Source organism: Castellaniella sp., from assembly GCF_049651205.1.
In the GTDB taxonomy this organism is placed as follows: Bacteria; Pseudomonadota; Gammaproteobacteria; order Burkholderiales; family Burkholderiaceae_B; genus Castellaniella.
In genome coordinates this window covers 22,101-47,287 of the sequence record NZ_JBASBR010000013.1, presented here as the reverse complement: position 1 = coordinate 47,287, position 25,187 = coordinate 22,101, and the positions used below count along the sequence as shown (strand labels likewise).

Genomic DNA, 25,187 nt, shown 5'->3' with positions numbered 1-25,187 from the left:
TTCCTTGCTTTACATCAAGAAACTTGAGGTTTGTACCAATCTGCCGGTGATTTCTGCAGATTGGTACATTTTCTGGCCTTGCAGGTTTGCCTTACAGGGTGGCAAATACCCGGTTGGCGGCGTCCAGCGTGGCATCGATGACAGCGTCGTCGTGCGTGGTTGATACAAACCCGGCTTCGAAGGCCGAAGGTGCGAAGTACGCACCGGCTTCAAGCATCCCGTGGAAAAACCGCTTGAAGGCCTCCTGGTTGCAGGCCGAGACTTCTGCCAGGCTTTGCGGGATGGTGTTGCGGAAATAAATGCCAAAGAGACCGCCTTGCCAGTCGCCGCAAAACTCGACCCCGTGCTGATGGGCGGCCTTGATCAGCCCCTGAACCAATTTGCCGGTTTGCTGATGCAGGTTTTCGTAGAGCCCTGGTGCGGCCAGCCGTTGTAGGGTTACAAGCCCGGCGGCCACGGCCACCGGGTTGCCCGACAAGGTGCCTGCCTGGTACACCGCGCCCAGAGGAGCAATATTGGCCATGACGTCAGCGCGCCCGCCAAAGGCCCCTACCGGCATGCCGCCGCCGATGATCTTGGCCAGGGTGGTGAGGTCGGGGGTTACGCCGCACAAGCCCTGCATGCCTTGCGGCCCGACGCGCAGACCTGTCATGACTTCATCGAAAATCAGCAAGGCGCCGTACTGGCTGCATAGCTTGCGCAGGCCTTCCAGAAAGCCTGCTGCAGGCCGTACGAAGTTCATGTTGCCGGCAATGGGCTCGACAATGACGCAGGCGATCTCCTCGGGGTATTGGGCAAAAACGGCTTCGACGCTATCCAGGTGGTTGTAGTCGAGCACCAGCGTATGTTGCACGAATTCGGGCGGTACCCCTGCCGAAGACGGGTGGCCGAAAGTCAGCATGCCGGATCCTGCCTTCACCAGAAGGCTGTCAGAGTGTCCGTGATAGCAGCCTTCAAATTTCACAATCTTGTTGCGGCCGGTGTGGCCCCGGGCCAGGCGGATGGCGGACATCGTGGCTTCGGTGCCCGAGCTGACCAGGCGCACCTGTTCAATGGACGGGATGCGCTCGATGATTGCCTCAGCGATCTGGATTTCTGCCTCGGTGGGGGCTCCGAAAGACAAGCCGCCTTCGGCTGCAGCCTGAACGGCACGGACGACTTCGGGGTCGGCATGGCCCAGGATTGCAGGGCCCCACGATCCGACATAATCAATGTAGCGGGTATTCTCAGCATCCCATAGGTAGGGGCCTTGAGCGCGCTGGATGAAGGGCGGCGTGCCGCCCACCGAGCGAAAGGCCCGTACGGGAGAATTGACCCCACCGGGGATGGCTCGGCAGGCGCGATCGAAAAGGTCTGAATTACGGGGCATGGCTGAGTACTTATCGAAAAAGGGATCAGGAAAAAAGTGCGCTGCAGCGTTGTGCTGCGGCGGTGATATCGGGGGCGTTGAACAGGGCGCTGATCACAGCAATACTGTCGGCGCCGGCCTGGATGACTGACGGTGCATTATCCGGGCCAATGCCGCCAATGGCCACTACGGCTGGACGGGGTGAGAGCAGGGCGCTGATCTTGTGCCCCTCGCGAATGTCGTCCAGAGAGGCGCGTACGGCATCTGGTTTGACCGCGGAAGGAAACATTGCGCCAAAGGCAATGTAATCCACGGGCACCTGCAGATGCTGGTGTGCCAAGGCCGGCTGGTTGTAGCACGAGCACCCGATCAGTTTGTGGGGGCCCATCTCGCGTCGTGCCTCAGCCAGTGTGCCATCGTCTTTGCCCAGATGCACGCCGTCGGCATCCAGCGCCAATGCCAGGCGCCAGTCGTCATTGATGATCAGGGGCAGATGAAGTTCGCGGCAGAGGTCGCGCACCGAGAGGGCTTGGGCCCGCTGCTTGGCCGGGTCGCCCAGTTTGCGCCGCCATTGCAGCACTTGCATGCCGCCTGCGTGTGCCTGGCGGATGGCCTCAAGCAAGCGGTGAGTATCGGGCCAGTCGGGGGTGACGCCGTATAGGCCGTGCGGAAATCTGAGTGAATTCATGGTGTGGTGAAACGTAAGATCTGCTGCCCCATCCCCGGGTGAAACGTATGTGTCAGCATGTGCCCGGCCTGGCCGGCGGCTTGCTGCACAGCTGCCTCGGGGGTAAGCCCTTGTGCCAGATGATAGGTCAGCAAGGTAGCCAACAGGCTTTCGCGGTCGGTGGCCCGTACGGGTGATGTCGGCAGGGGCCACCGTTGGCTGGCCTGATCCTGGCTATGCCAGCTTAGGCCCGGGCCATCAGTACCCGGACTGAAATGGCAGCACAGCACATGCGAGGCACCCAGCTCAAGCAAGGCCTGGATGGGGGAGTCTGCCCGGGTCTCCGAGAGCAGGCCCTGGCTGGCCCAATGTTCTGGCTGTGAGGCATTCAGCACCAAAATGTGTGCCTGGGGTACCAACAGGTCCAGCAAAGCGCCCACAGTGTCCTCAGCATCCAGATCGTCGAGGTCGGGCACATCAGGCGGCCGTGTCAGATGCAATACCAGAGGCAGGGTGCTGTAGTCGGCCGCCAGTTGGGCCAGCGTAGCGATGGTTTCCGGGTCGTATTGTGGCCCGATCTTGATGGCGCCGATTGCCATGTCTTCGAGCAGACAGCGGGCCTGTTCGTCGATGAATTCTGGAGAGATCCGCTGGACAGACTGGATGCCGGAGGTATCCTGAGCCAGAATCGCGGTCACCACAGAGCAGGCGTGCAGCCCAAGCTGCGCACAGATGACCGCGTCAGCAGGCAGGTTACTGGCGCCACTGGGATCGAAAGAGCCGAGAATCAGCGGAAGTGACAGAGACGATATAAGCGGGGAGGCCATGACACGCGCGACAAGCCGGCAGACAGCCCGGCGGATTGGGTACTATGGCATCCATTCTAATGGATGCGGCTTGCGGATTCTCTGGCAGGCCTGATTTAAGGTTTGATGGTCATGCGCACATGGATGTGTCTTATTTGCGGCTGGATTTACGATGAAGCGGCGGGCTTTCCCGAAGACGGGATTGCACCGGGCACGCGTTGGGAAGACGTGCCACCCAACTGGGTATGCCCCGAATGCGGGGCCCGCAAAGAAGATTTCGAACTCATCGAGATCTGATACTCTAGGGATATGGGCCGTTTGGCCCGCCTCCAGGGAGATCATCATGACGACCAAACCGCATGCTGCCGAAGAAAACCCTCGGATTGATCTCTCGCGCCAGTTGTTACTGGCCATGCCCGGCAGGGTGTCAGGCGAGCTCGCCAACACCGTTATTTATGTCTGCGAACACACCGAGCACGGTGCACTGGGTCTGGTGGTCAATCGCCCCACCGATCTCACCATCGGAGACCTCCTCCAGCGCATCGACCTTCCCCTGTCACTCGAGATTGGCCCGGTACGTGAAACCCCGGTTTTTTTTGGCGGGCCGGTACAAACCGATCGTGGCTTTGTGCTGCACGTGCCACGCGGTGATTACAACTCCAGCATTCCGGTAGACGACAACGTGGCACTCACCACTTCGCGGGATGTGCTGCAAGACGTTGCAGCAGGGCACGGGCCCGCCCATTTGCTAGTCACGCTAGGCTATGCAGGCTGGGGGGCCGGCCAGCTCGAGGACGAGCTCGCCAGCAATGCATGGCTCAATGTGCTGTCCTCCCACGAAATCCTGTTCGATACCCCGGCCGAGCAACGCTACGATGCAGCCCTGGCGCAGCTGGGTATCCGCTCTGCGATGCTGGCCAGCGATGCGGGTCATGCCTGAAGAGGTTCTGCTAGCCTTTGATTTTGGCCTCCGAAAAATCGGAGTAGCTCTGGGTAACACACTGACCGCACAGGCCAGGCCCTTGTGCATCCTGACACCAACCACCCGGGTGCAACGATTTGACCAGATTGCCGCCTTGCTCGACGAATGGCAGCCCAACCGGGTGGTGGTGGGTTTGCCGCTGACGCTCGATGGGCAAGAACAAGCCGCTTCACAGCAAAGCCGACGTTTTGCCCATCAGCTGGAGGGCCGATTTGGCCTGGCCGTGGTTTTGATTGATGAGCGCGGATCCAGCCTGGAGGCCCAGCACATTCTGAGCAGCAACGCCCCCGACGATGCCATGGCTGCTGCTGTGATTTTGCAGCGGTATTTCGATCAGCAGGTATGATGAGCCACATCGCCCGGGTGGTCCGGGAGCGAGGTGCTGCGTGGCGGTCGTGTTGTTTGTGATTCGTTCGGTATTCGTGGTGGTGTGGATCCTCTCGGGGCTACTCACCGAGCTGCTGGTCTTTCCCCTGTTAAGCCGCCGCTGGCGCCTGTGGGTGGTGGGCGCCTGGTCGCGCGGCCTGTTGGCCTTGTGTGGGGTGCGCGTCCGTGTACTGGGGCAGCCCCTGCGCAAAGGTCCCGGCCTTTGGGTCGCCAACCATGTGTCCTGGGTGGATATCTTTGTGCTCAACCGTGTACGCACCACCTCATTTGTTGCCAAGAGCGATATCCGGCGCTGGCCGGTGATTGGTCTGCTGGTTGCCTGGGCCGGCACGCTGTTCATCGACCGCGGCCACCGTCATGCTGTGCGTGAGGCTTGTCGGCAGATCACCCGCTGCTTTCAGCAGGGCGACGTTGTCGGCCTGTTTCCAGAAGGGACCACTACCGAAGGGCGGGATGTGAAGCCATTTCACTCCGGCCTCTTCGAGGCGGCGGTTCAGGCCCAGGTGCCTATACAGCCGGTGGCGTTGCGCTACCTGCGCCATGGGCGGCCGGCGCCCGAACTCTCGTTTGTGGGCGAGCAAACCCTGGTGGCCAATTTGTGGATACTGCTGGGTGCCTGGGGGGTGGCTGTCGAATGCCAGTTTTTACGGCCGATTGTTCCGGATGCCGAGTCTCGTCGTGGAGATCTGGCCAGCCAGTGTCACGCTCTGGTGCGGCAGGCTGTGCAGTCTTCCTGAATCAATGCATGGTCGCGCAGGCGCAATGCGGTCAGTGATCTTCCCCACACACAGCCTGTGTCCAGGCAGATGGTGTCAGGGCGGATGTTCAGGCCTAGGGCTGACCAATGCCCAAACACGATGGTCTCTGAGAGATCTCTGCGTGCCGGTAGTTCAAACCAGGGTTTGAGGTCAGGGCTGTCCTTGGGGCCGGCCTTGTGCTGAAAATTCATGCTGCCGTTAATTTGGCACATGCGCATGCGTGTCAGGGCATTGACGATCACGCGCATCCGCTCAGGCCCGACAAGCGTATCGTCCCAGCAAAGTGGTTCTTCGCCGTATAAATCGTGCACGGCTTGTTGCCAGTTGTCCTGCTGCAAGGATGCTTCGATTTCGTGCGCAAGCGCCTGGGCCTGGTCTAGTGTCCAGGCCGGCAAAATGCCGGCATGCACCATCACGTGGCGATGACCGCGAACCATCAAAGGGCGATGACGCAACCAGGAGAGCAACTCGTCGCGGTCTGGGGCGGCCAGGATGTCTTGCAGGGTGTCGGATTTTCCGTGTTTACGCACCCCCGCGGCCACTGCCAGCAGGTGAATATCATGATTGCCCAACACAACCCGTGCCCGGTTGCCCAAGCTGCGGATCAGGCGCAGGGCACCCAGAGAATCCGGGCCGCGATTGACGAGATCTCCGGCAAACCAGATTTCGGTGTCGGGGTGGGCCAGTTGGGGATGCGCAAGCAAGGCACGCAGAGGCTGTGCACACCCCTGGACGTCGCCAATCACCCAGATATCTGGGGCGCTCATGTGGGCCTTCGTTGCAGGCGGCGCTGCCGCCACCATAAGGCAAGCGGGTGGCGGTATTCCATGGCAAGCAAGACAATCAGGGCGCAGCCCAAGCCCAACATGCTGGGCACCAGCGCCGTGGCCCAGGGAGGCCAGCTGCCCAGCATGCCTGCGTTAAGCGCCAGTTGGTTGAGCATGAAAAAGCCCACCCCCAGGATGATGCCCAAAAACACCTTGACCCCTACCCCGCCTCGTCGGGTCTGCATGAATCCAATCGGTGTCGCGATCGTCATCATCACCAGCAGCGTGAACGGATAGGCAATCTTGCGCCACAGCGCAACCGCCTGGCGATCAGTTTGAAGATTATTGCTTTTGAGATAACTGATGTAATCGAGCAGATCGGAAATCGCCATGCGCTCGGGCGTCAGGATCCGGGCAATCAGGCGTTCGGGGGTAAGGGTGGTGGGAATGCTGCGGCTCTCGAGCTTGATCACCTGGCTGATGGGCGAAGTGGGTACCTTGGCGTTAGCCAGGGCGCTGGCAGATTGCGGTTCTATCCGCGTTTCGGTCACCGAGTTCAGGGTCAGGTGGCCGTTGCCAAACTGGCCGTCAGCCGCTTCTACATAGGCCTTTAACGTGTCGTCTGCACGAAACTCGTACAAGATGACACCTTGCACATGGCCTTGTCCGTCTAGCTTATGGAGATTGATTACTCGCGTGCCGCCGCTTTCGGGGTTGGACTCCTTGAACCAGTAGCCGCTGGATAGCCGTCCGCCATCTGTGCGGCCCAGCAGGGCCAGCCGTGATTCGCTGCCCTGGAGTTCTGCGGCAGGGGTGATGTACTCGGACAAAATAAAGGCACCCGCCACCAGCGGGATGGTAATCAGCCACAGGGTGCCCAGCAGCTTCAGGCCGCTGACGCCTGATGCGCGCAAAATGGTAAGTTCGTTGCGTTGTGCCAGGCCGGCCAGAGCCAGTACGGCCCCAATCAGCAACCCGATGGGTAAGAGCTCGTACAGATGGTTGGGGAGATCCAGCACCTGCAGATAAAAAAGATTCAGCAGGGTGAGGTGATCGCCCACCCTGTCCAGGCCGTCGATGAGAGCAAAAAACATGAACAGGCCTACCAGGGCCACCAGCACGACGGTGGTCGAACGGTAGATCTCGCGGGCGATGTAGCGTCGGGCTGTGCGCATGAATCCAACAGCAGCAAAAACCCCAATAGTACCCCGAACCCGGTTTCGTCTTGAGAGGGCCTACGACCGCATGCGCCAGGGATCAGGGGATTTCAACGGCAGACATACGGGCGCGCACGGTGGCCGCGCGAGACCTCAGGTAGTTCGTTCTCCCGTGCTGATCGTAGTAGGCCGGATTGGGCAGCATCGCAGCCAGTTGAGCGGATTGCGCATTGGACAGGCGTGCTGCGCTTGTCTTGAAATAGTGGTGTGCGGCTGCCTGGGCACCAAACGTGGTTTCACCCCATTGCGCAATGTTCAGATAAAGCTCCAGAATCCGCCGCTTGCTCATGATGCCTTCGATCATATACGTGAGGATCAGCTCCTGGCCCTTGCGCAAATAGTTTCGGGAGTTGGATAAAAACAGGTTTTTGGCTACCTGCTGGGTGATGGTGGAGCCTCCCCGGCGGCGCGAATGCCCCATAGATTCCTGTTTCTGGTTGTAGCGCCACGCCTTGCGGATGGCATCCCACTCGACGCCATCGTGGTCGATGAAGCCGGAATCCTCTGATGCCACCACCGCGCGCTTGAGTGTCACGCTGATCTTGTCATAAGGCACCCACTCCTGATGGATCTCGGCATCCGGCTGGGTGGCCCGGACTGCCTGGAGTGTGTCGATCATCACCGGGGTGACAGACGGATTGCGAAAATTGAACCAGACGACCATGCCCAACAGGCCGATTTCGTACAGAAACCCGGCGCATAGCGCCAGCACCAGCAGGGAGGCCAGGATCCGGCGCAGCTTCATGGCGTGTTCGTGCCCAGGCCCGCCCGTGTGAAATGCCAGGTACGGGTGATGGCCAGGATGTCGGTCTTGGCGGCTAATTTGGCAGGCAAGGGCGGAAACGGAGCTGCCAGTTCTACGATCCGGCGCGCCGCGCTGTTAAGCACCTCATGAGAGGAGGGGCGGTCGAAGCTTAAATGATCCAGCTGGCCGTCCCGGCGGATATACACGGTCAGTTGCAGGTCGCCGTAGATTTTCCCCCGGGCTTCTGGCGGGTAGTGCTCGGTGCCGATCAGTTCAATCCGCTGACGCCAGGCCTCAAGATACTGGGCGTAATCACTGGCCTGCGTGGCAGGAGCTACAAAGGTTTGCCGGGGCAAGGCGTTGTACCGCTGGATTTGTGCTTTCAGGGCTGCGATGCGCGCATTGAGAATGACGCTGTCTTGTTCCAGATCATCCTCGCCAGGCGCAGTCTGGTCTCCGCTGGTTTGAGACGAGGGCTTGGCCTGGGCAATCCGGTGTTTGGATTCAAGCTGGGTAAGCAGGCGCTGCTGTTCGGTTTCAAGCTCGGCCTGGCGCTTGCGCAAGGCTTCGAGGATGGTTTCTTCTGCCGGCACGTCTGTGGTGCGGGGCAGGGGTGATGCGCTGATGCCTTGCTGGGCTTGGCCGCCGCCATCCAGGTTTTGCTGTGCCAGGGCTTGTGCCTTAAGCGGCGCTTGTTGCGTATGGCTGTTGACCAGCGTGATTTCGAGTGAGGATTCACGAACCACTGGTGCGGGTGTGTGCCAGCGCCACGCCAGCAGCAGCCCATGGGCGCACAAGGACAGCAGCAGGGCAATCGCCATGCGGCTGCGGCCTTCGTGGCGGGGTTCCAGTAACTGCAGGGGCAGCAGGTGTGCCGGCTGTGTCATGGGGGGTTAGACTGCCTCGCGCAGACGGCAATCGATGTCGAGTCCAAGTTCATCGTAGCCCAGAATGTCCAAGATCAGGGCCTGGCCGCGGTCAAATACGGGCAGGCCGTTGATTCGCGTAACCAGTGGTGCGCAGGCCAGGCGCACCAGGTTGTCGCGCAGCACATGGGCCTGTACTTCCTTTAAGCCCTGTTGCTGCAGCCAGCGTACGCACCAGTAGCGCTCCATGGCCGATTGGAACTCGCCCCACAAGGTGTACTGCGAATCGAAGGCGCCAATCAGTGCGTAGAGGTCGGCATCCTTCGGCTTGAAGGGCGCCACCAGCCGCGCAGACACGCCATGCTCGGCGGCTGCCAAAATCTGACCCTGATTGATGAGGTCGACATAGCGTCGTAGTGGCGACGTGGACCAGATGTATTGCGGCACAGCGATGGATTCGTGTGGCAGGGCCTGTGTGGACATGCGCGTGCGGCCCATTTGCTGCGAGCGATAGATACCCGGCACCCCATGGCGTGACAGCAATGCCCCCCACTGGGTGTTGGTCAGGATCATGTATTCGGCCACCAGCCGCTCAAGCGGCGCGTTGCGCTGGCGGGGGATCAGCTGGATGATGGATTCGGGGTCGTCCGGAGGGCCATCCAGTTCGAAGCTGTACTCGACGCGATCATTGTTCTCGGGTTTGCCACGGGCTTTGTCGCGTACGGATCCCAGCTGTTGTGCAAACTGCCACAGCGGGCGCAACCAGTGCCCGTAGGGCAGCTCGGCCTGGGGGTCGGCCAGTGCGTCGGCGGTGATCTGATCGCTAAGCCGGTCGTGGCGCAGGTTGCGTGTCACCGAGATGCGCTCCAGGCGGGTCTCGGTATCCAGGATTTCGCCAGTGCTCAGGCGGCCGGTGACATATAGAGACAAGGCTGGCCGCCACTGGCCTTCATCCAGAGAGAAGGCGGCAATCAGTTCACGCGGCAGCATCGGGATTTTGTCGCCCGGCATATATACCGTGGACATCCGGCTGCGGGCCATTTGATCGAACTCGCTGCCGCGTGTGATGGCCAGGGCGGGCACGGCGATATGGATCCCTACCCGGATGGTATCGGGGGCGGGTGTGGAAACGGACAAGGCATCGTCGATTTCAATGGTGCTGGAGTCGTCTACCGAATAGGCTTCGATCTCGGCCTGAGGCAGATCGTGACCCCAGTCGGCCACCTGTACTGCGGGCCACTCGGTGCCCTTGGGGAAATGAGTGGCCAAAAACCGCTGGCGCATCATGCTGAGTGCGCTGGGCCATACCCCTAGCGACAACAGCAGTTTCTCGGGGCTGAGCCCTGCTTGCTGTACCGCAGCGTCAAAGGCTTTCCATTCCAGAGAATTCTTGTCTGGCGTATCCAGAAACGTGCTTGCAACGGCCTTTAGTTCGTCTGGCAGACGGCCGGCCACCATGGCGTCCGTCCATTCTTGCTGCTGCACCGCTTGCAGACGTTTTTTCTCGATGGCTGCCAGTGCGGCCTTGAGGATATCCGGTGGGGCGGGGCGGTAAGTGCCCCGGCCACGCCGGTGAAAATAAGCCGGCGCAGCTGAAAGTGCCAGGATGAGCGCGGTTTTCTCGATGGCGCTGGGTGCGTGGCCAAAATAGTCTTCTGCCAGGTCGGCCGCTTCAAACTCTTCTTGTGGGGCCACCTCCCAAAGAAAATCCGGCTCGAGTGTGCCGGCCAGTGCTTCAGCTTCGGGCAGCAGACGCTCTGGGGTGGGCTGCTCGAAGGTAAACAGCACGTTATTGCGTTTGATCTTGCTGCGCTTGCCAGAAGCAGACTCCACTTGCAATGAGGTGTCTGCTTCGGAAAAAATGGTTTCGGCTTTCAGCTTGCCAGCGTCTTCGTAGAGAACGTGCATAAAGGATGGAACTCAGTGTGTCTGTGGGGATGAAGCGGTGGGGGTTTGGAGCAGTGCGTCCAGCAAGCGGGCATGGATGCCGCCAAAGCCACCGTTGCTCATGATGAGGATGTGGTCGCCCGCCCTGGCCTGACGGGCCAGTTGTGCAATCAGTGCGTCCAGATTGTGGCCGGTATAGACCAGTGCGTCTCCCAGGGGAGCCAGCACCTGTGCGGGATCCCAGCCCAGGGCCTGTTTGCCGGTGATCTCTCCGTAGCAATACACGGCATCCGCCTGGCTCAGCGATGCGGGTAGACGCGCGGCCATTGTGCCCAGTTTCATGGTGTTGGAGCGGGGCTCAAGAACCGCCAGGATACGGGCCTGTGGCCCCACGCGGCGGCGTAGGCCGTCGAGGGTGGTTTCGATGGCACTGGGGTGATGCGCGAAGTCGTCGTATACGGCGATGTCACGCACGGTGCCACGCAGCTCCAGGCGCCGCCGTATCCCTGAAAACGCATGCAGAGCGGCAATGGCGGCGGATACCGGGATGCCGGCGTGGTGAGCCGCTGCGATGGCCGCCAAGGCATTGGCCTGGTTGTGCCGGCCGGCCATGTCCCACTCGAGACAGCCTTGCGAGACACCTTTGTGCAGGACCTCGCATCGCCGGTCTTCTTTAGGATCTTGCCGGGCCTGCCACTGGCCGCCGGGGCCGAAAGTTTCGATCGGTGTCCAGCAGCCGCGCGCCAGGGTGCGATCCAGGGCGTCGCTGCTGGCCGGGCGCACAATCAGGCCGCTGGCGGGAATGGTGCGCACCAGATGATGGAACTGGGTTTCGATGGCGGCGAGGTCGGGGAAAATATCCGCGTGGTCATATTCGAGGTTGTTCAAAATAGCCGTTTTGGGACGGTAATGAACAAACTTCGAACGCTTGTCAAAAAATGCTGTGTCATATTCGTCAGCTTCGATCACGAAATGAGTGCGCTCTGGCTGATAGCTGGCGGATACCTGGAGGTCGGGTGCAACACCGCCGATCAGAAAATTGGCCGGTCGGCCCGCATGCTGAAAAATCCAGGCCAGCAAGGCACTGGTACTGGTTTTTCCGTGGGTGCCAGCAACCGCCAGCACATGCTGATCGACCAGAATGTGGTCTGACAGCCATTGTGGTCCCGAGGTGTATCGCAGACCTTGATCCAGGATGGCCTCCATCAGCGGATTGCCGCGGCTAACCACATTGCCGATGATGTAGAGATCGGCATTCAGGCGCGTCTGGTCGGCGTCGAAACCTTCGATCAGCTCGATGCCCTGTTCGCGCAACTGGGTGCTCATGGGGGGGTATACACCGGCATCACAACCCGTGACGCGATGGCCGGCAGATCGCGCAATCAAGGCCAGACCGCCCATGAAAGTGCCGCAGATTCCCAGTATATGTACGTGCATCGTATCCTCCGGCCTGTATTGTAGGGCCCAATGCTATGATGGCCCGGCATGACTTTTTGATGGATGGTGCCATGAACAGGCGGTTATTTTTGCATGCCTCGGCAGCTGCGCTGCTGGGCGCTGGCAGCGTGCCACGGCTGGCGCAGGCCGGTATGCTGCCTGCCGATCCCGTCTTTGGTCGCCGCTTTGATGATTTGCAGGGGCAATCACAGGCCCTGTCAGCCTATGTAGGGCGTCCATTGGTGCTTAATTTCTGGGCCAGCTGGTGTGCGCCTTGTGTGCGCGAAATGCCGTTGCTCGAGGATCTCCATCATCGGCATCCCGAGGTCACCATATTGGGTCTGGCCATCGATACACGCGTCAATGTGCAGCGGTTTCTGCAAAAAATCCATGTCTCCTATCCCCTTTTGCTGGCGGGGCCGCAAGGTATTACCCTGATGCGCGAGCTGGGCAACACGGGGGGCGGCTTGCCGTTTACCGTAATGTACAACCGGCAGGGGCGGGCAAGTTCCACCGTCATTGGCGAGCTCAAACCGGATGTTTTGCAAGCCCGGCTGCAGCAGATACTTTGAGTTTCAATTTCCAGGCAACGCATCCAGTTCCAGCCTGTTTTAATAGACAAATCGGTGGTTTTAGCGTAAAAAGGCGGCTTAAGGGCTGATGCGTTCAGGTTTATGGTTGCTTTGGCGGGGTCTGATATCCCCTCACCAACCCTGGATCCCCCGTCAGATGCGGCCGTCGTGGATTCTCCCTACTAATCTGGGTTGAACCGACGGCGTATTTGTTTCTGCGGCCCGTGTCTCATAAAAACAGCTTGGCATGTGCCGGGCCTGCACACAGGAATTTTTCTCATGGATCTTAGAAAGCTGAAGACACTGATCGACCTCGTGGCCGATTCGGGTATTGCCGAACTGGAAATCACTGAAGGCGAGGGCAAGGTCCGTATCGTCAAGTTTTCCCAAACAACCGCCGTAGCAGCTCCGGTGGCGGTTGCCCCCGTGCAAGCAGCTGCGGTGCCAGGGGCTGCAGCACCTGCCGAGCCCGCTGCACCGGTCGTGCAGGGCCATCAGGTCAAAGCACCTATGGTGGGTACGTTCTATCGTGCACCAAATCCCAATTCGCCCGCCTTTGTTGAAGTCGGGCAAAGCGTCAAAGAGGGCGAGCCTCTGTGCATCATCGAGGCCATGAAGCTGCTCAATGAGATCGAAGCCGACAAATCCGGTGTGATCAAGGAAATCCTGGTCGAAAACGGCGAGCCCGTCGAATACGGCCAACCTCTGTTCATCATCGCTTAAGCTATGTTCGAAAAAATTCTGATTGCCAATCGCGGTGAAATTGCATTGCGGATTCAGCGCGCCTGCCGCGAGCTGGGCGTCAAGACGGTAGTGGTTCACTCCGAGGCAGACCGCGACGCCAAGTATGTGCGGCTGGCCGATGAGTCCGTATGTATCGGGCCGGCCTCGCCGCGCGACAGTTACCTTAATATGCCCGCCCTGATTTCCGCCGCCGAAGTCACGGATGCCGAGGCTATCCACCCGGGTTATGGGTTCCTGTCCGAAAACGCCGATTTTGCCGAGCGTGTTGAAAAAAGCGGTTTTGTCTTTATCGGACCACGTCCCGAAAGCATCCGTACGATGGGCGACAAAGTGCGCGCCAAGCAGGCCATGATCGCAGCTGGTGTGCCTGTGGTGCCCGGCTCGGGCGGCGGCTTGCCCGATGATCCAGCCGAAATCCAGCGCATTGCTGCCGAGGTCGGTTTTCCAGTCATCATCAAGGCAGCTGGCGGTGGCGGTGGCCGTGGTATGCGGGTGGTATACGACGCACAATCCCTGCTTAATGCGGTGGCCATGACACGCACCGAAGCCGGGGTGGCGTTTAACAACCCCGAGGTCTACCTCGAAAAATTTCTCGAAAATCCCCGGCACATCGAAATCCAGGTGCTGGCGGATGGCGAAGGCAAGGCTGTGTGGCTGGGTGAGCGCGATTGCTCGATGCAGCGACGCCACCAGAAAATCATCGAAGAAGCGCCCGCGCCGGGCATCGACCGCGCCCTGATCGAACATATTGGCGAGCGTTGTGCTGAGGCTTGCCGTCAGATGCGCTATCGCGGTGCCGGTACTTTTGAGTTTCTGTACGAAAACGACGAGTTCTTCTTCATCGAGATGAACACCCGCATCCAGGTTGAGCACACCGTTACCGAGATGATCACCGGCCTGGATCTTGTCCAATGGCAAATCCGCATCGCTGCCGGCGAGAAATTCACGCTGCGTCAGCGAGATATTCATCTGCATGGCCATGCGATCGAGTGTCGCATCAATGCTGAGGATCCGTACAAATTTACGCCTAGCCCAGGCAAGGTCACCAATTGGCACGTGCCAGGGGGGCCGGGCGTGCGGATGGATTCTCACGTGTTCACTGGATATACCGTGCCGCCGTACTACGACTCCATGGTTGCCAAGCTGATCACCTTTGGCGATACTCGTCAGCAGGCCTTGGTACGCATGGATATTGCTCTGTCCGAGATGATCGTCGAAGGTGTGCGCACCAACATCCCGCTGCATCGCGAGCTTCTTCAGGATGAAAACTTCATTCATGGCGGCACCAGCATCCACTATCTAGAGCACAAGCTCGCCCAGCGAAGCTAAGGGCCGGGCATGCGAGAACTCGTCCTCAATTGCACCGAGACCCAGGCGGATGCCTGGTCTGACGCGCTGCTTGATGCCGGCGCCCTGTCGGTGTCCCTTGAGGACGCTGACGGTGACACCGAACAAGAGCAGGCTCTGTTTGGCGAGCCCGGCACCGAGCCCGAGACACTCGCCTGGCGGCGCAACCGTCTGGTGGCATTGCTGCCCGATGGCGAAGACCCTCAGCACTTGCTGGCTGCCCTTGAAGGCCTGGCAGGCCCCGCGCCTGCCGAGGGCGACTGGCTGCTGCGCACGGTGCCGGACGCCGATTGGGTGCGCTTGACGCAATCACAGTTTGGCCCCATCACAGTGGGCAAGCGCATCTGGATTGTGCCCAGTTGGCATCGCGAAGATGAGGGCCTGCCTTCTGCCGGCGTGCATGATGGTGTGGTGCGTATCGAGCTCGACCCAGGTCTTGCCTTTGGTACCGGCAGTCATCCCACCACGCACCTGTGCCTCGAATGGCTGTCCGAGCATTTGCAAGGCGGCGAGACCGTGCTGGATTACGGTTGTGGCTCTGGTATTTTGGCTATTGCCGCCCGTCTTCTGGGCGCTGGCGATACCTGGGCGGTGGATATTGACGACCAAGCGGTTCTATCCACGCACAATAATGCAACGGTCAATCAGGTGGTGCTGAACGCTTGCCTGCCCGATGGCCTGTCTGCCGGTACGCGGCAGGTGGTTGTTGCCAACATTCTCTCCAATCCGCTCAAGGTACTGGCGCCGATGCTGTCCTCGCGCGTTTCTGCTGGTGGCAGCCTGGTGCTGTCTGGCGTTCTCGAGCGTCAGGCCACCGAAGTGGCACAGGCGTATGCACCCTGGTTGGCGCTGGATGTCTGGGCGGCGCGTGATGGCTGGGTGTGCCTGGCTGGCCAAAAGGCTTAAGCAGTGGGAGACGCCGGCATGGATCTCACAACCCGGTGTCCGCGCTGCGGAACCGTCTTTGAAGCCAGCCTGTCAGATCTGCAGTTGCGCAAGGGCTATATCCGCTGTGTGCAGTGTGCGCATATTTTTGATGGCTACGCCGAGGTCGTGTCTGGCGCTGCCGGTTCAGCGTCAGATGCTCCCAGCCCTGAATCCAGCGAGCACACGCGCTTGCCGGTGCAAGTTCCGGCAGGTAGGGATCACACGCTGTCAGATACCGAACGAGGATCTGCCTCGTCAGGGCCGGATTTCAATGTGCCGTTCAGGTCGTCGCCGGTGCCGTTGCCTGAGGATGAGCCTTTCCTGACACCCCACGTTTTCCGAGCTCGCCGGGATACGGTGCCCGGGCCTTCCGAGCCTGCGATTGGTCGCCTCACACTTGACGAGGACGAGGCGCAAGACATCCATCGGGCAGGTGCACGTCCTTTTGTGATTGATCCCCGGCCTGACTACCGTAGCCAGGGTGGGTCGGCCGCGCCGTTGATGGCTGAGGATGAGCCTTCATGGTGGGGCGGCATCGGGCGGTTGCTGGGACGTTTGATCCTGCTTTTGCTGCTGGTGCTGTTGTTGGCGCAGCTACTGTATGTGTATCGCGGCCAGGTAGCGCAAGTGGTTCCGGCGCTACGGCCAGTGCTGGAGCGGGCCTGTCTGTCGCTTGGATGCCAGGTACCATATGCACGGAATCTGGATCAACTTTCCATCACGCATTCTGCGCTTAAGGTGGAAACCCATCCGACAGATGCTCAGGCGGGTAGTGCCGCGTCGGCCGATGGCCGGACGGACAAAACCACCGGGCCTGAAGCGCAGCAGCATTTCATTTTGCAGCTGACATTGCGCAATCAGGCGGACCGGCCGCAAGAGTGGCCGACGCTGGTGCTGGATCTCAAAGATGGGGCTGGTACGCTGCTGGTCAGGCGCAACCTGGCCCCTATTGATTATCTGGGGGCCGATGCGGTTCGCCAGCCATTTGCGGCGCGCAGCCAGGTGCTGGTTCAGGTACCCCTGTCGATTAACGGTTTGCGTGTCAATGGCTACGAGATCGATCCCTTTTACCCTTAAGGATCCTGATTCATGACCCAAAGCAAGGATGTACTGATTTGTGGCTCGATGGCGTTTGATACCATCGCCGTGTTTGAAGGCCGCTTTCGCGACCATATCCTGGGCGACAGCCTGAAGTCCCTGAGTGTCTCGTTTTTTGTGCCGACCCTGCGTAAAGAGTTTGGCGGGTGTGCAGGCAATATTGCCTATAACCTCAAGTTGCTGGGCGGGCATCCTGTGCCGGTTGGTACGGTTGGCCAGGATGCGGATGACTACCTGCAGCGCTTGCGCAGCCTGGGTATCGACACCAGCCTGGTACGCGTTTTGCCGGATACCTATACTGCCCAGTGCTATATCACCACCGATCAAGACAATAGCCAGATTGCTTCGTTTCACCCGGGTGCAATGCAATACTCTGCCGACAACGACCTCACAGGCCATGACGCCAGCTGGGCCATTGTTTCACCTGACTCCAAAGACGGGATGTTTGCACATGCCCGGCGGCTGCATGCTGCAGGGATCCCGTTTGTATTCGACCTCGGGCAAGCCATGCCTTTGTTTGATGGCGCAGATCTCAAGCAGATGCTTGAAATGGCCAGCATCCTGACGGCCAACGACTACGAGGCAAGTGTCATCGAAGATCGCATGGGTCAGCCCATTGCCGAAATTGCCGCAGGGTTGAAAGCCGCTGTGGTGACACGCGGCGCCGAAGGCGCCACGCTGTACCATGAAGGCAAGGAAATTTTCATCAAGCCCTCATCCGTCAGCCGGGTGGTTGATCCCACTGGTTGTGGAGATGCACACCGGGCGGGTTTGTTGTATGGCCTGGTCAATGGCTGGTCTTTGCCCAATGCGTGTTGTTTGGCTAATGTGATGGGCGGCTTTAAAATCGAAAGCCAAGGCCCGCAAAATCACAGCCCTTCTCGTGATCAAATCATGGCGGTCCTTGATCAACACTACGGTGTTGGTGCAGGCAGCGTCGCCTGATCTACTGTTATCAGCCATTGCAGGAGTCCTTTCATGGCGATCTCTACCATTTCAGTCATCCCGTCTCGTGCCGTGCGGCTTGCCGCTGCGCTGGGCGTCTCTGTTTCACTGCTGGCATTGGCGGGATGTGCCAACCAGTCGGCCTCGGGCTCGGTATATACCTACGGTCAGGCCCAACAAGAACAAATCGTCCGTTATGGCACCGTAGTGTCCGTGCGCCCCGTTGTGATCCAGTCAGATAAATCGTCTGGTATTGGGGCACTGGCTGGCGGTGCGCTTGGCGGTGTAGCCGGCAGCTCTATTGGTGGTGGCCGTGGGCAAATCCTCACTTCTATTGGTGGAGCTTTGTTGGGCGGGCTGGCCGGTAATGCTGTCGAAAACCAGGTAGGCAAAACTCAGGGGCTAGAGATCACCGTGCGTCTGGATAACGGCGAAACACGCGTGATCGCGCAGGCAAACGACATCCAGCTAAGCTCGGGGCAGCGGGTTCAGGTGATTAGCGGTGGTGGGCCCACCCGTGTGGTGCCCATGTAAGCTGGGGCTAGCTAAACCCCAAAAGACGAAAACGCCAGGTGGTTCAGGATCATCATCACGATCTGGGCCACCACCAGAAGCACCAGCGGTGACAGATCCAGCCCACCCATGCGGGGCAGCATGCGCCGGATAGGATCCAGCAATGGGGCGGTTAAGGTATACAGCACCGGCATCACCGGTGACAGCGGGTTGATCCAGGACAGCACCGCCTGGATCAGTGTGACCCACACAATGACGTTGAATGCCCACTTCAGGCCGATCAACAGGCCGCTGAGCAAAACACCGCCAATGGCCGATGCTGGCGGCAACATGCCCCCCATGGCAATCAGCCAGGTAAGCAGCAAGTACACGATGGCTGTCAGCCAGCAGGCCAATATGCTGGGCCAATCCAGCCGCCCGCTGACAGGGATAATGCGCCGGATCGGCTGAATCAGCCAGTCGGTGGCCCGAAGCACAGCCTGCGAATAAGGATTAAACGGATGCAGGCGGATCGCAAAAATCCATGCCCTGAGGATCAGGGCAATGCCAAACAGCGAAAAAATGATATCGATCAGAAAGATCAGGATGTCACGGAGCATGCGGTGTTCTCGGGCAGCGTCAAGTAGGCCATTGTCTCATTAGCTGAAACTGGGCAGCAAGTTGGGGCACCAAAAAAATGTGATCACAGGCGGCTGCCTCGCAAAAAGGCCTATGGCCGTTTGGCAGCGCCAGAAAAAACCGCGCGCAATGGCACTTAAAAACGATGTGCCATTGTGCGCGGGTAATGCCGTAATGTGGCTAGCAGCACCACAGGGCGTTTTCTTTTATGGACGGCTGTTAAGCGGAAAAGGCCAGTTGCCCGCCGGGTTTGTATCTGTGCGTGCGGGTTCGGCCGGCGTTTTAGACCTGCCGGCTGCTTTTTTGGGCGCTGCCGGTTTTTTAGCAGCCGCTTTAACAGCAGGTTTTGCTGCCGGCTTAGCCGCTGGTTTAGTGGCGGGGGCTTTTTTTGCAGGCGCGGCTTTAGCACTTGCGGCCTTTTTGGGTGCTGCTGCTTTAGGGCTGGCTGCTTTTGATGCAACCGCCTTGGTGGCTGCTGCCTTGGATGCCGTAGCCCTGGTGCCCGCCTTTTTTGCTACTGGCTTGGCGCTGGCGGATTTTTTGCTGCCAGCTGCTGTTTTTACAGAGGCTGCCTTGCTGGGTGCTTTACTGGCAACCGTTTTTTTAACAGCTGCCGGCTTGGCTTTGGCTACCGGTTTTTTGGCCACCGCTGCCTTGGCGGTGCTTGCTTTGGCTGCCGGTTTTTTTGCTGCGCCAGCTTTACTGGCTGCAGGTTTTACTGCAGCTTTCTTGGCGGCAGGTTTGGCTGCTGCTTTGCTTGCGACTGTTTTGGTTGCGGTTTTGGCAGTGGTAGGCTTTTTGGCAACGGTGGCCGGTTTCTTGGCGGCGGTTTTAGCGGTGGCCGCTTTTTTTGCTGTAGCAGGCGCCTTTACAGCGCTGGTGGGTTTTTTGGCGGCCGTTTTGGCAGTGATCTTGGCTGCGGATTTTGCAGGCGTGGCCTTGCTGCTTGCTTTGGCCGGAGTGGCCTTGGTAGCAGTGGCCTTGGGTGCTGCACTGGCCTTTTTAGGCGCAGCCTTTGCAGCGGGTTTTGTGATGGATTTGCTTGAGGCAGGTTTTTTTGCTGGGGTGGCTGCGGCTTTCTTGGCAAGTGCCATTGTCGTGCTCCTTGGGGGCAATAGGAAAGGTCCACCCATTTGATATGGCCCCCACATCTGGTGCGGCCCATCTCAAATGGCGCAGGCGTGCAATATCATGAATATTGCACGCCTTCAAGTCTATCTTAAGGTAGTTAGGGTTCCAAGCCTTATTGGCTTGAATATGGCCATTATTCGGCATTGGAAAGGCTGCTTGTCTCGAAAATGACGCGTTTTTTATTATTAGGGACTATTTTCGAGAAAGATATCCCTTGTGCGGCAAGACATTATTTACAGGTAAAACATCGCCTTGGCCAGAAACACAATCAGCACCACGTGGCAGAACACACTGATGTGGATGAGCTTGAAATGACGGGATTTCAGCCGCCCGGTGCCGCTCATGGTGATTGCAAAAATAAAATGCCCCAGTACGCTGAATGCCAATATGATTTTGATCCAGAGCAGTGTGGCGAAGTGGCTGCCAAAGGGCTGAGCCAATGCTTCACGAAACTGCCAGGCCATGGCCAAACCCGCGCCAAACAATACTATCATCACGAACGGCATGATGCGGCGTGCGCGCCGGCCGATGGCAATCTCGACATTGCGCATGGCTTCGTGCCCCAGAGGCTTGCGTATGCCCTCTAGAATCAGTACCTCGAAGAAGACTGTGCCCACAAACATAATTGCGGCAAACAGATGCAATGTGACAAGTACAGAATGGCTCATGTCAGTAGAATAAGAATTTTCCTGTAAACCACACAGGCACAAAAAAATTGTAGGCCGCTCGTGCGCTCCGAGTGCGAGCAGCCCTGTTGTGGTCGAGGGCATTGGATGACAATTGTCATGAATAGGATTCAAGCAATGCGATTCGTTCGTCTCTCCAACATGGCTGCTGGTGTCGCTGCGCTGGCCTTGTTGTCAGCGTGTGCACCTACCCGTCAGACAGCCAGTACCGCTGCACCCAAAGCACCGCCGGCTTGCGTTGCCGCAACACCCGGAGACGCGCTGGTGGGCAACTGGCTGTCCGTCACAGCGCAAAAGGGCGTGGCGGGGGCCTTGCGCACGCTGTATACGCTCAAGCCTGATGGCACCATGATGTATGTCGAGCAGGTCAAGCGTCCGCGATCCCCCTCTCAGGGTCTCGAAGAATCCGGCTGCTGGTCCAGAGAGGGCAAGACGTTGGTGCTGCGTACCCTGCAGTCCAATGGGGTGCCGGTCAATCTCGAAGATCCCATTTATACCAACCGTGTGCAGGTGCTCCGTGCGGATGCCAGCCAGCTGCTTTTGCAAGGCGGGCAAGGCACCATCCGCGCCAAGCGGATGTCTCCCGGATACCGTTTGCCGTTCTAGGCGGACGGTTGTTGCAATACCCCACCAACCCTGGCGGCGTACTGCAGAGGCTAGCGGGTGCAGCTTGCTTAAGCCAAGGTATCAGCCAGGCGTTGCAAGACGGCATTGCGGCCCAACAAAGACAGCACTGCACTGATCGACGGCGTGTGCTTCTGCCCGGTAACCGCCACCCGCAAGGGGATGGCAAGCTTGGGCATTTTTACGCCTTCTGTTTTAAGAATGCTCTTGATCAGGTTGTCCAACCCGGCTTCGGTCCAGCCGGGCAGCGCTTGCGCCTGGGTGTGAAACTGCCGTAGAAGCCCCAAGGCTGTCTCATCCAGAACCTCGGTGCGCAGGGCGGTATCTGCCGGTGTGTAGGGCCCGCAAAACAATAAGGCGCCTTCGGCAAGATCTTCGAGTGTTTCGCTGCGCTCGCGCAGTAGCTCCATGACGGCGACGAGATCAGCGTTGCCGGGCGAGCCGCCGCGCCGCTGGATTCGGGGGGCGACGCGTTCAGCAAGATCTTGCGGGCTTAGCTGGCGCAGAGCGTGGGCATTTACCCAGTTCAGCTTTTTGGGATCCCACTGGGCCGCGGAGCGGCTGAGGTGGGCAGGGTCGAACCAACTGACAAACTGCTCGCGGGTAAACAACTCATCGTTGCCGTGACTCCAGCCCAGGCGAGCCAGATAATTGATCATGGCTTCCGGCAGATATCCCAGACGATCGTATTCCATGACACTGACGGCGCCATGACGCTTGGAGAGTTTTTCGCCATCGGGCCCGAGGATCATGGGGACATGACCATAGCAAGGAGGCTCGGCACCGAGTGCTCGCAAAATATTGATCTGTCGTGGCGTGTTGTTGACATGGTCATCGCCCCGGATGACGTGGCTGATCTGCATGTCCCAGTCGTCGACGACCACGCAAAAATTGTATGTAGGGGTGCCGTCGGGGCGGGCAATCACCAGGTCGTCCAGCTCTTGGTTGTCGAAGCTGATGGGCCCTTTGACCAGATCGTCCCAGGCCGTGACGCCGATTTGGGGGCTGCGAAATCGCACCACAGGCTGGATGCTGTCCGGAACCGGCGGCAAGGTTTTGCCGGGCTCGGGGCGCCAGGTGCCATCGTAGCGAGGCTTGGCGCCGATGGCGCGGGCCTTCTCGCGCATGGCCTCTACCTCGGCAGGGGTGCTGTAGCAATAATAGGCAGTGCCCTTGGCCAGCATGTCCGCGATTACCTCGCGGTAGCGGCTCATGCGCTGCATCTGGTAGTAGGGGCCTTCGTCTGCAGACAGATCCAGCCATTGCATGCCGTCGAGAATCGCCTGAACGGCCTCGGGGGTTGAGCGTTCGAGGTCCGTGTCCTCGATGCGCAGCACGAAGCTGCCCCCGTAGTGACGCGCAAAGGCCCACGAAAACAGGGCGGTTCGGGCGCCGCCTAGGTGCAGGTAGCCAGTGGGTGATGGGGCAAAACGGGTGCGCACGGGGCGCGAGGCAGTGGCGGTCATGGTGTCAGTGGCGGTAATAGGGCTTGAAGCAAAGGCCCTGTAGAATCAGGGGGTAAATCGTGTATTTTAAAGGACACGATCTTTTCAGGGGCCCGGGGTTCTTTTTATGTTGCGTCATCGCCTGGCAGCTCTCTTCGAGCCGCGTTCCTTGCTCGTGCTTAGTTCGCGAGAGCTTCCGGTTGTACAGGCGCCCCCTCCATTGCTGCGGGGGCGGGTTACGGGTGTCACGGTAGACGCCGGCGGTCAGTGGCATTTGCCTGCCACTTTGGAGTATCTCCAGCCAGATCAACGGCTGGATATGGCCTTGTTGTGCCTCGATCCGGCCCGCCTGCCGGCCGCCTTGGGCGATTTGCGCCGCTACCGGCCGCGCTCGCTGGTCTTGCTGCCACACGAGACGCCGTCTGCCGATCCCATCGAGACCCTTACGTATTGTCAGGCCTGGGGCCGCATGAACGACTGTCTCGTGCTGGGGCCAGGCGCGTTGGGCATTCAGCGGCCTCATCTTGGTCTCAACCTCGGGCTGGATGACAAGGGTGCGCCTGTGGGCCGTGTAGCGCTGGTGGCGCAGTCGCGCATGGTGGCGGCCGCTGTACTGGATTGGGCAGGAGACATCCATCTGGGGTTTTCTGCTGTCGTATCCACGGGAGACACATCCGGCGTAACCGTGGCCGAGGTTCTCGAGTATCTTTCGATGGATCCCCGCTCCGACAGTATTGTCCTGTATCTCGAAGAAGCCGATTCCTCACGGCGTTTCACCAGTGCCTTGATGGCGGCAGCCAGTGTAAAACCGGTGATTGTGCTCAAGGCCGGGCGCCAGGGAGCGGGCGACAGCGCAGCTGCAGATGCCGTGTTCGATGCCTTGCTGCGCCGTACCGGAGCTGTGCGGATCCGGTTCTTTGTTCAGCTGTTTTCTGCGCTCAAGGTGCTGGTGCATGCAAAGCACCAACGAGGTCGCCACATTGCGCTGTTTTCCAATGGGCATGGGGCGGCGCACCTGGCGCTCGATGCGATTGCACCCAATGGACCGGTTGCACGGGCCGATCTCGGTGCGCAAACGCGCCGTGATCTCGCCGCTTTGCTTGAGCCAGGCGCGTCGGTCAGCAATCCGGTGGTCAGCCATGCGCCGCTCGACCCCGTTCGGTTGAGGCAGGCACTGCATCTGATCGTGTCGGATCCCAATGTGGATGGCGTGCTGGTATTGATTGCGCCTGACCCGCTGTCTGATATGGATCAGGCAGCCGGTACCCTGGCAGATGTCTCGGAGGCTGCCAGCAAGCCGATTATTTCGTGTTTTCTGGGTGATGCCTCGATGCGCCCTCAGCGCCATCGGCTGGATGCAGTCGGTTTGCCGGCGTTTCGCACGCCAGAGTCCGCTGCCAACGCCTACGCCATTCTGGCGTCCTATCACTACAACCAAACCCTGGCGCAGCAGGCCTTGCCCCCCGAAATGCTCAGTCGCCCGCCGCGTCTGGACGAAGCCCGCACACTACTCAACGATGCCATCATGTCGGGCAAGACCGCTCTGGACAGCGGCAGCTGTCGCTGGCTGCTCGACTGCTTTCATGTGCCCATCCGGGTAGAGGATCACGAGCCGCCCGAGACGGCCCGCCAGAATCTGCCCATGGCCATCCATGTGCGCCAGGACAAGCACTTTGGGCCCTACATCCAGTTTGGCCCTGGTGGCCGCCCTGCGCGCCTGGCCTCGCCCTATGGTGAGATCGAGCTTCCGCCACTCAATAATTATCTGGCGCGCCAGTTGATTCAGCGGGGCAAGTTTTGGTCTCGTGTCCTCGAACGCGAACTAACGCCTGCGGTGTTTGAGCAATTACGTGAATCCCTTGAACGCGTCTCCGAGATCATCAGCGCGCTGCCGGGTATCAAAACCTTGTCCGTCAATCCTCTGTGGTGGGATGACAGCAGTCTTTTTGCCGGTGAGATCCGCGTTGAGATTGACCCCAATTACGATGGTGAGCGGCCCGAAAACCAGGCCTATCGCCACATGGCCATCCATCCCTATCCGCGCCGTTTGGTGCGTCCGATGGTGATGTCCGACGGCCAGGAATGGCTGTTACGCCCGATCCGGCCCGAGGATGCAACCTTGTTGCAAGAATTTATTCGCGGCTTGTCGGATGAATCCCGCTACATGCGGTTTGTGTCGATGTTGCGCGAGCTCACTCCACGGATGCTGGCACGCTATACGCGCATCGACTACGACCGTGAAGTGGCGTTTGTCGCCACGGTGCAGGTGCCTAACCCCGAAAACCGTGGCCTTTTGCGCGAGCGCATCGTGGGTTTTGCCCATTACCTGCGCAATGCCGATGGGCAAGGTGCCGAATATGCTTTGGTGATTGCCGACGACTGGCAGCGCCGTGGCCTGGGTGGCGAGCTCATGCAAAGCCTGTTTCAGGTGGCCCGTCAACAAGGCTTGCGCTACATCGAAGGCATCGTGCTAGCCAGCAACCGCGCGATGATCGGCCTGATGACGTCTCTTGGCCTGCAAAATGATGCCGACGAAGAAGACCCCACAACGCGGAGAATTTGGATGAATCTGGACACAAAATAGTCCTGAGGACTATTTTGTGCCTGATTCATCCGAGCGGCGTGCAAGCCGCGAGGTGGATGCCACGAACCAAGAGGAAATAAAAGCCT

26 protein-coding genes are annotated in these 25,187 nt (G+C 59.5%); 14 read left to right on the top strand and 12 right to left on the bottom strand.

Annotation, left to right across the window (positions count from 1 at the left end; genetic code table 11):
• Positions 1 to 91 precede the first annotated feature (91 nt).
• The 3 genes from hemL to thiD are packed head-to-tail and all read right to left on the bottom strand — an operon-like array spanning position 92 to position 2,842.
• On the bottom strand, positions 92 to 1,369 hold the full coding sequence (gene hemL / locus WA928_RS09365) for a glutamate-1-semialdehyde 2,1-aminomutase (protein WP_417275806.1): 1,278 nt from the start codon (positions 1,367 to 1,369) through the stop codon (positions 92 to 94).
• Positions 1,370 to 1,394: 25 nt separating this feature from the next.
• Complete coding sequence (gene thiE / locus WA928_RS09360; protein ID WP_417275807.1) at positions 1,395 to 2,036, bottom strand: thiamine phosphate synthase; 642 nt, start codon at positions 2,034 to 2,036, stop codon at positions 1,395 to 1,397.
• Positions 2,033 to 2,842, bottom strand: coding sequence for a bifunctional hydroxymethylpyrimidine kinase/phosphomethylpyrimidine kinase (gene thiD, locus WA928_RS09355; protein ID WP_417275808.1), 810 nt, complete (start codon positions 2,840 to 2,842; stop codon positions 2,033 to 2,035). Before thiD ends, thiE begins: the two co-directional genes overlap by 4 nt.
• Positions 2,843 to 2,953: 111 nt before the next feature.
• Between thiD and WA928_RS09350 the strand changes: the two genes are divergently transcribed.
• The 4 genes from WA928_RS09350 to WA928_RS09335 are packed head-to-tail and all read left to right on the top strand — an operon-like array spanning position 2,954 to position 4,927.
• The gene (locus WA928_RS09350) at positions 2,954 to 3,118 is read left to right on the top strand and encodes a rubredoxin (RefSeq protein ID WP_043685094.1); all 165 of its coding nucleotides are present in this window, start codon (positions 2,954 to 2,956) and stop codon (positions 3,116 to 3,118) included.
• Positions 3,119 to 3,164: 46 nt separating this feature from the next.
• Positions 3,165 to 3,761 (top strand): YqgE/AlgH family protein, encoded by a 597-nt coding sequence (locus WA928_RS09345; protein WP_424302657.1) that lies wholly within the window; start codon positions 3,165 to 3,167, stop codon positions 3,759 to 3,761.
• A complete protein-coding gene (gene ruvX, locus WA928_RS09340) occupies positions 3,754 to 4,149 on the top strand; it encodes a Holliday junction resolvase RuvX (protein ID WP_424302654.1) in 396 nt (131 codons plus the stop codon). Before WA928_RS09345 ends, ruvX begins: the two co-directional genes overlap by 8 nt.
• A gap of 40 nt (positions 4,150 to 4,189) precedes the next feature.
• Positions 4,190 to 4,927, top strand: a complete 738-nt coding sequence (locus tag WA928_RS09335; protein WP_424302651.1) for a lysophospholipid acyltransferase family protein — start codon at positions 4,190 to 4,192, stop codon at positions 4,925 to 4,927.
• Here the strand turns inward: WA928_RS09335 and WA928_RS09330 are convergent.
• From WA928_RS09330 to mpl, 6 genes are all read right to left on the bottom strand, one after another.
• On the bottom strand, positions 4,891 to 5,715 hold the full coding sequence (locus tag WA928_RS09330) for a symmetrical bis(5'-nucleosyl)-tetraphosphatase (protein ID WP_424302648.1): 825 nt from the start codon (positions 5,713 to 5,715) through the stop codon (positions 4,891 to 4,893). The genes WA928_RS09335 and WA928_RS09330 overlap by 37 nt on opposite strands.
• The gene (gene lptG, locus WA928_RS09325) at positions 5,712 to 6,890 is read right to left on the bottom strand and encodes an LPS export ABC transporter permease LptG (RefSeq protein WP_424302645.1); all 1,179 of its coding nucleotides are present in this window, start codon (positions 6,888 to 6,890) and stop codon (positions 5,712 to 5,714) included. Before lptG ends, WA928_RS09330 begins: the two co-directional genes overlap by 4 nt.
• A gap of 82 nt (positions 6,891 to 6,972) precedes the next feature.
• Positions 6,973 to 7,677 carry a monofunctional biosynthetic peptidoglycan transglycosylase gene (mtgA, locus tag WA928_RS09320; protein ID WP_424302642.1) on the bottom strand — a complete coding sequence of 235 codons (705 nt, stop codon included), beginning with the start codon at positions 7,675 to 7,677 and terminating at the stop codon, positions 6,973 to 6,975.
• Positions 7,674 to 8,564, bottom strand: a complete 891-nt coding sequence (locus tag WA928_RS09315; RefSeq protein ID WP_424302639.1) for an energy transducer TonB — start codon at positions 8,562 to 8,564, stop codon at positions 7,674 to 7,676. Before WA928_RS09315 ends, mtgA begins: the two co-directional genes overlap by 4 nt.
• Positions 8,565 to 8,570: 6 nt before the next feature.
• Entirely contained in the window at positions 8,571 to 10,451 is a 1,881-nt protein-coding gene (locus tag WA928_RS09310) for a ribonuclease catalytic domain-containing protein (RefSeq protein ID WP_424302636.1), read from the bottom strand.
• Positions 10,452 to 10,463: 12 nt separating this feature from the next.
• Complete coding sequence (gene mpl / locus WA928_RS09305; protein ID WP_424302633.1) at positions 10,464 to 11,867, bottom strand: UDP-N-acetylmuramate:L-alanyl-gamma-D-glutamyl-meso-diaminopimelate ligase; 1,404 nt, start codon at positions 11,865 to 11,867, stop codon at positions 10,464 to 10,466.
• 71 nt (positions 11,868 to 11,938) lie between these two features.
• Here mpl and WA928_RS09300 point away from each other — a divergent pair, with 71 nt between their 5' ends.
• The 7 genes from WA928_RS09300 to WA928_RS09270 all read left to right on the top strand — a co-directional run bounded on the left by WA928_RS09300 (position 11,939) and on the right by WA928_RS09270 (position 18,034).
• The gene (locus WA928_RS09300; RefSeq protein ID WP_424302630.1) at positions 11,939 to 12,439 is read left to right on the top strand and encodes a TlpA family protein disulfide reductase; all 501 of its coding nucleotides are present in this window, start codon (positions 11,939 to 11,941) and stop codon (positions 12,437 to 12,439) included.
• Positions 12,440 to 12,718: 279 nt separating this feature from the next.
• Positions 12,719 to 13,162 (top strand): acetyl-CoA carboxylase biotin carboxyl carrier protein, encoded by a 444-nt coding sequence (accB, locus tag WA928_RS09295; RefSeq protein ID WP_350382772.1) that lies wholly within the window; start codon positions 12,719 to 12,721, stop codon positions 13,160 to 13,162.
• A gap of 3 nt (positions 13,163 to 13,165) precedes the next feature.
• On the top strand, positions 13,166 to 14,512 hold the full coding sequence (accC, locus tag WA928_RS09290) for an acetyl-CoA carboxylase biotin carboxylase subunit (RefSeq protein WP_424302626.1): 1,347 nt from the start codon (positions 13,166 to 13,168) through the stop codon (positions 14,510 to 14,512).
• A gap of 9 nt (positions 14,513 to 14,521) precedes the next feature.
• On the top strand, positions 14,522 to 15,436 hold the full coding sequence (prmA, locus tag WA928_RS09285; protein WP_424302623.1) for a 50S ribosomal protein L11 methyltransferase: 915 nt from the start codon (positions 14,522 to 14,524) through the stop codon (positions 15,434 to 15,436).
• 18 nt (positions 15,437 to 15,454) lie between these two features.
• A complete protein-coding gene (locus WA928_RS09280; RefSeq protein WP_424302620.1) occupies positions 15,455 to 16,534 on the top strand; it encodes a zinc-ribbon and DUF3426 domain-containing protein in 1,080 nt (359 codons plus the stop codon).
• Between the two features lie 12 nt (positions 16,535 to 16,546).
• A complete protein-coding gene (locus tag WA928_RS09275) occupies positions 16,547 to 17,500 on the top strand; it encodes a carbohydrate kinase family protein (protein WP_424302617.1) in 954 nt (317 codons plus the stop codon).
• Positions 17,501 to 17,533: 33 nt separating this feature from the next.
• Entirely contained in the window at positions 17,534 to 18,034 is a 501-nt protein-coding gene (locus WA928_RS09270) for a glycine zipper 2TM domain-containing protein (protein WP_424302614.1), read from the top strand.
• Between the two features lie 11 nt (positions 18,035 to 18,045).
• Here the strand turns inward: WA928_RS09270 and WA928_RS09265 are convergent, their stop codons facing one another.
• On the bottom strand, positions 18,046 to 18,612 hold the full coding sequence (locus tag WA928_RS09265) for a YggT family protein (protein WP_350382780.1): 567 nt from the start codon (positions 18,610 to 18,612) through the stop codon (positions 18,046 to 18,048).
• Between the two features lie 148 nt (positions 18,613 to 18,760).
• Here WA928_RS09265 and WA928_RS09260 point away from each other — a divergent pair, with 148 nt between their 5' ends.
• Positions 18,761 to 19,768: a hypothetical protein gene (locus WA928_RS09260; RefSeq protein WP_424302610.1), complete on the top strand. Its 1,008-nt coding sequence runs from the start codon at positions 18,761 to 18,763 to the stop codon at positions 19,766 to 19,768.
• A gap of 227 nt (positions 19,769 to 19,995) precedes the next feature.
• Here the strand turns inward: WA928_RS09260 and WA928_RS09255 are convergent, their stop codons facing one another.
• Complete coding sequence (locus WA928_RS09255; protein ID WP_424302607.1) at positions 19,996 to 20,430, bottom strand: CopD family copper resistance protein; 435 nt, start codon at positions 20,428 to 20,430, stop codon at positions 19,996 to 19,998.
• Positions 20,431 to 20,565: 135 nt separating this feature from the next.
• On the opposite strand from WA928_RS09255, the gene WA928_RS09250 reads away from it, so the two are divergent.
• Positions 20,566 to 21,054, top strand: a complete 489-nt coding sequence (locus WA928_RS09250) for a hypothetical protein (protein ID WP_424302604.1) — start codon at positions 20,566 to 20,568, stop codon at positions 21,052 to 21,054.
• Positions 21,055 to 21,122: 68 nt separating this feature from the next.
• On the opposite strand, the gene gltX is transcribed toward WA928_RS09250, so the two are convergent.
• Positions 21,123 to 22,538, bottom strand: a complete 1,416-nt coding sequence (gene gltX, locus WA928_RS09245) for a glutamate--tRNA ligase (protein ID WP_424302601.1) — start codon at positions 22,536 to 22,538, stop codon at positions 21,123 to 21,125.
• A gap of 106 nt (positions 22,539 to 22,644) precedes the next feature.
• Between gltX and WA928_RS09240 the strand changes: the two genes are divergently transcribed.
• Positions 22,645 to 25,101 (top strand): GNAT family N-acetyltransferase, encoded by a 2,457-nt coding sequence (locus WA928_RS09240; protein WP_424302598.1) that lies wholly within the window; start codon positions 22,645 to 22,647, stop codon positions 25,099 to 25,101.
• Positions 25,102 to 25,187: the final 86 nt, after the last annotated feature.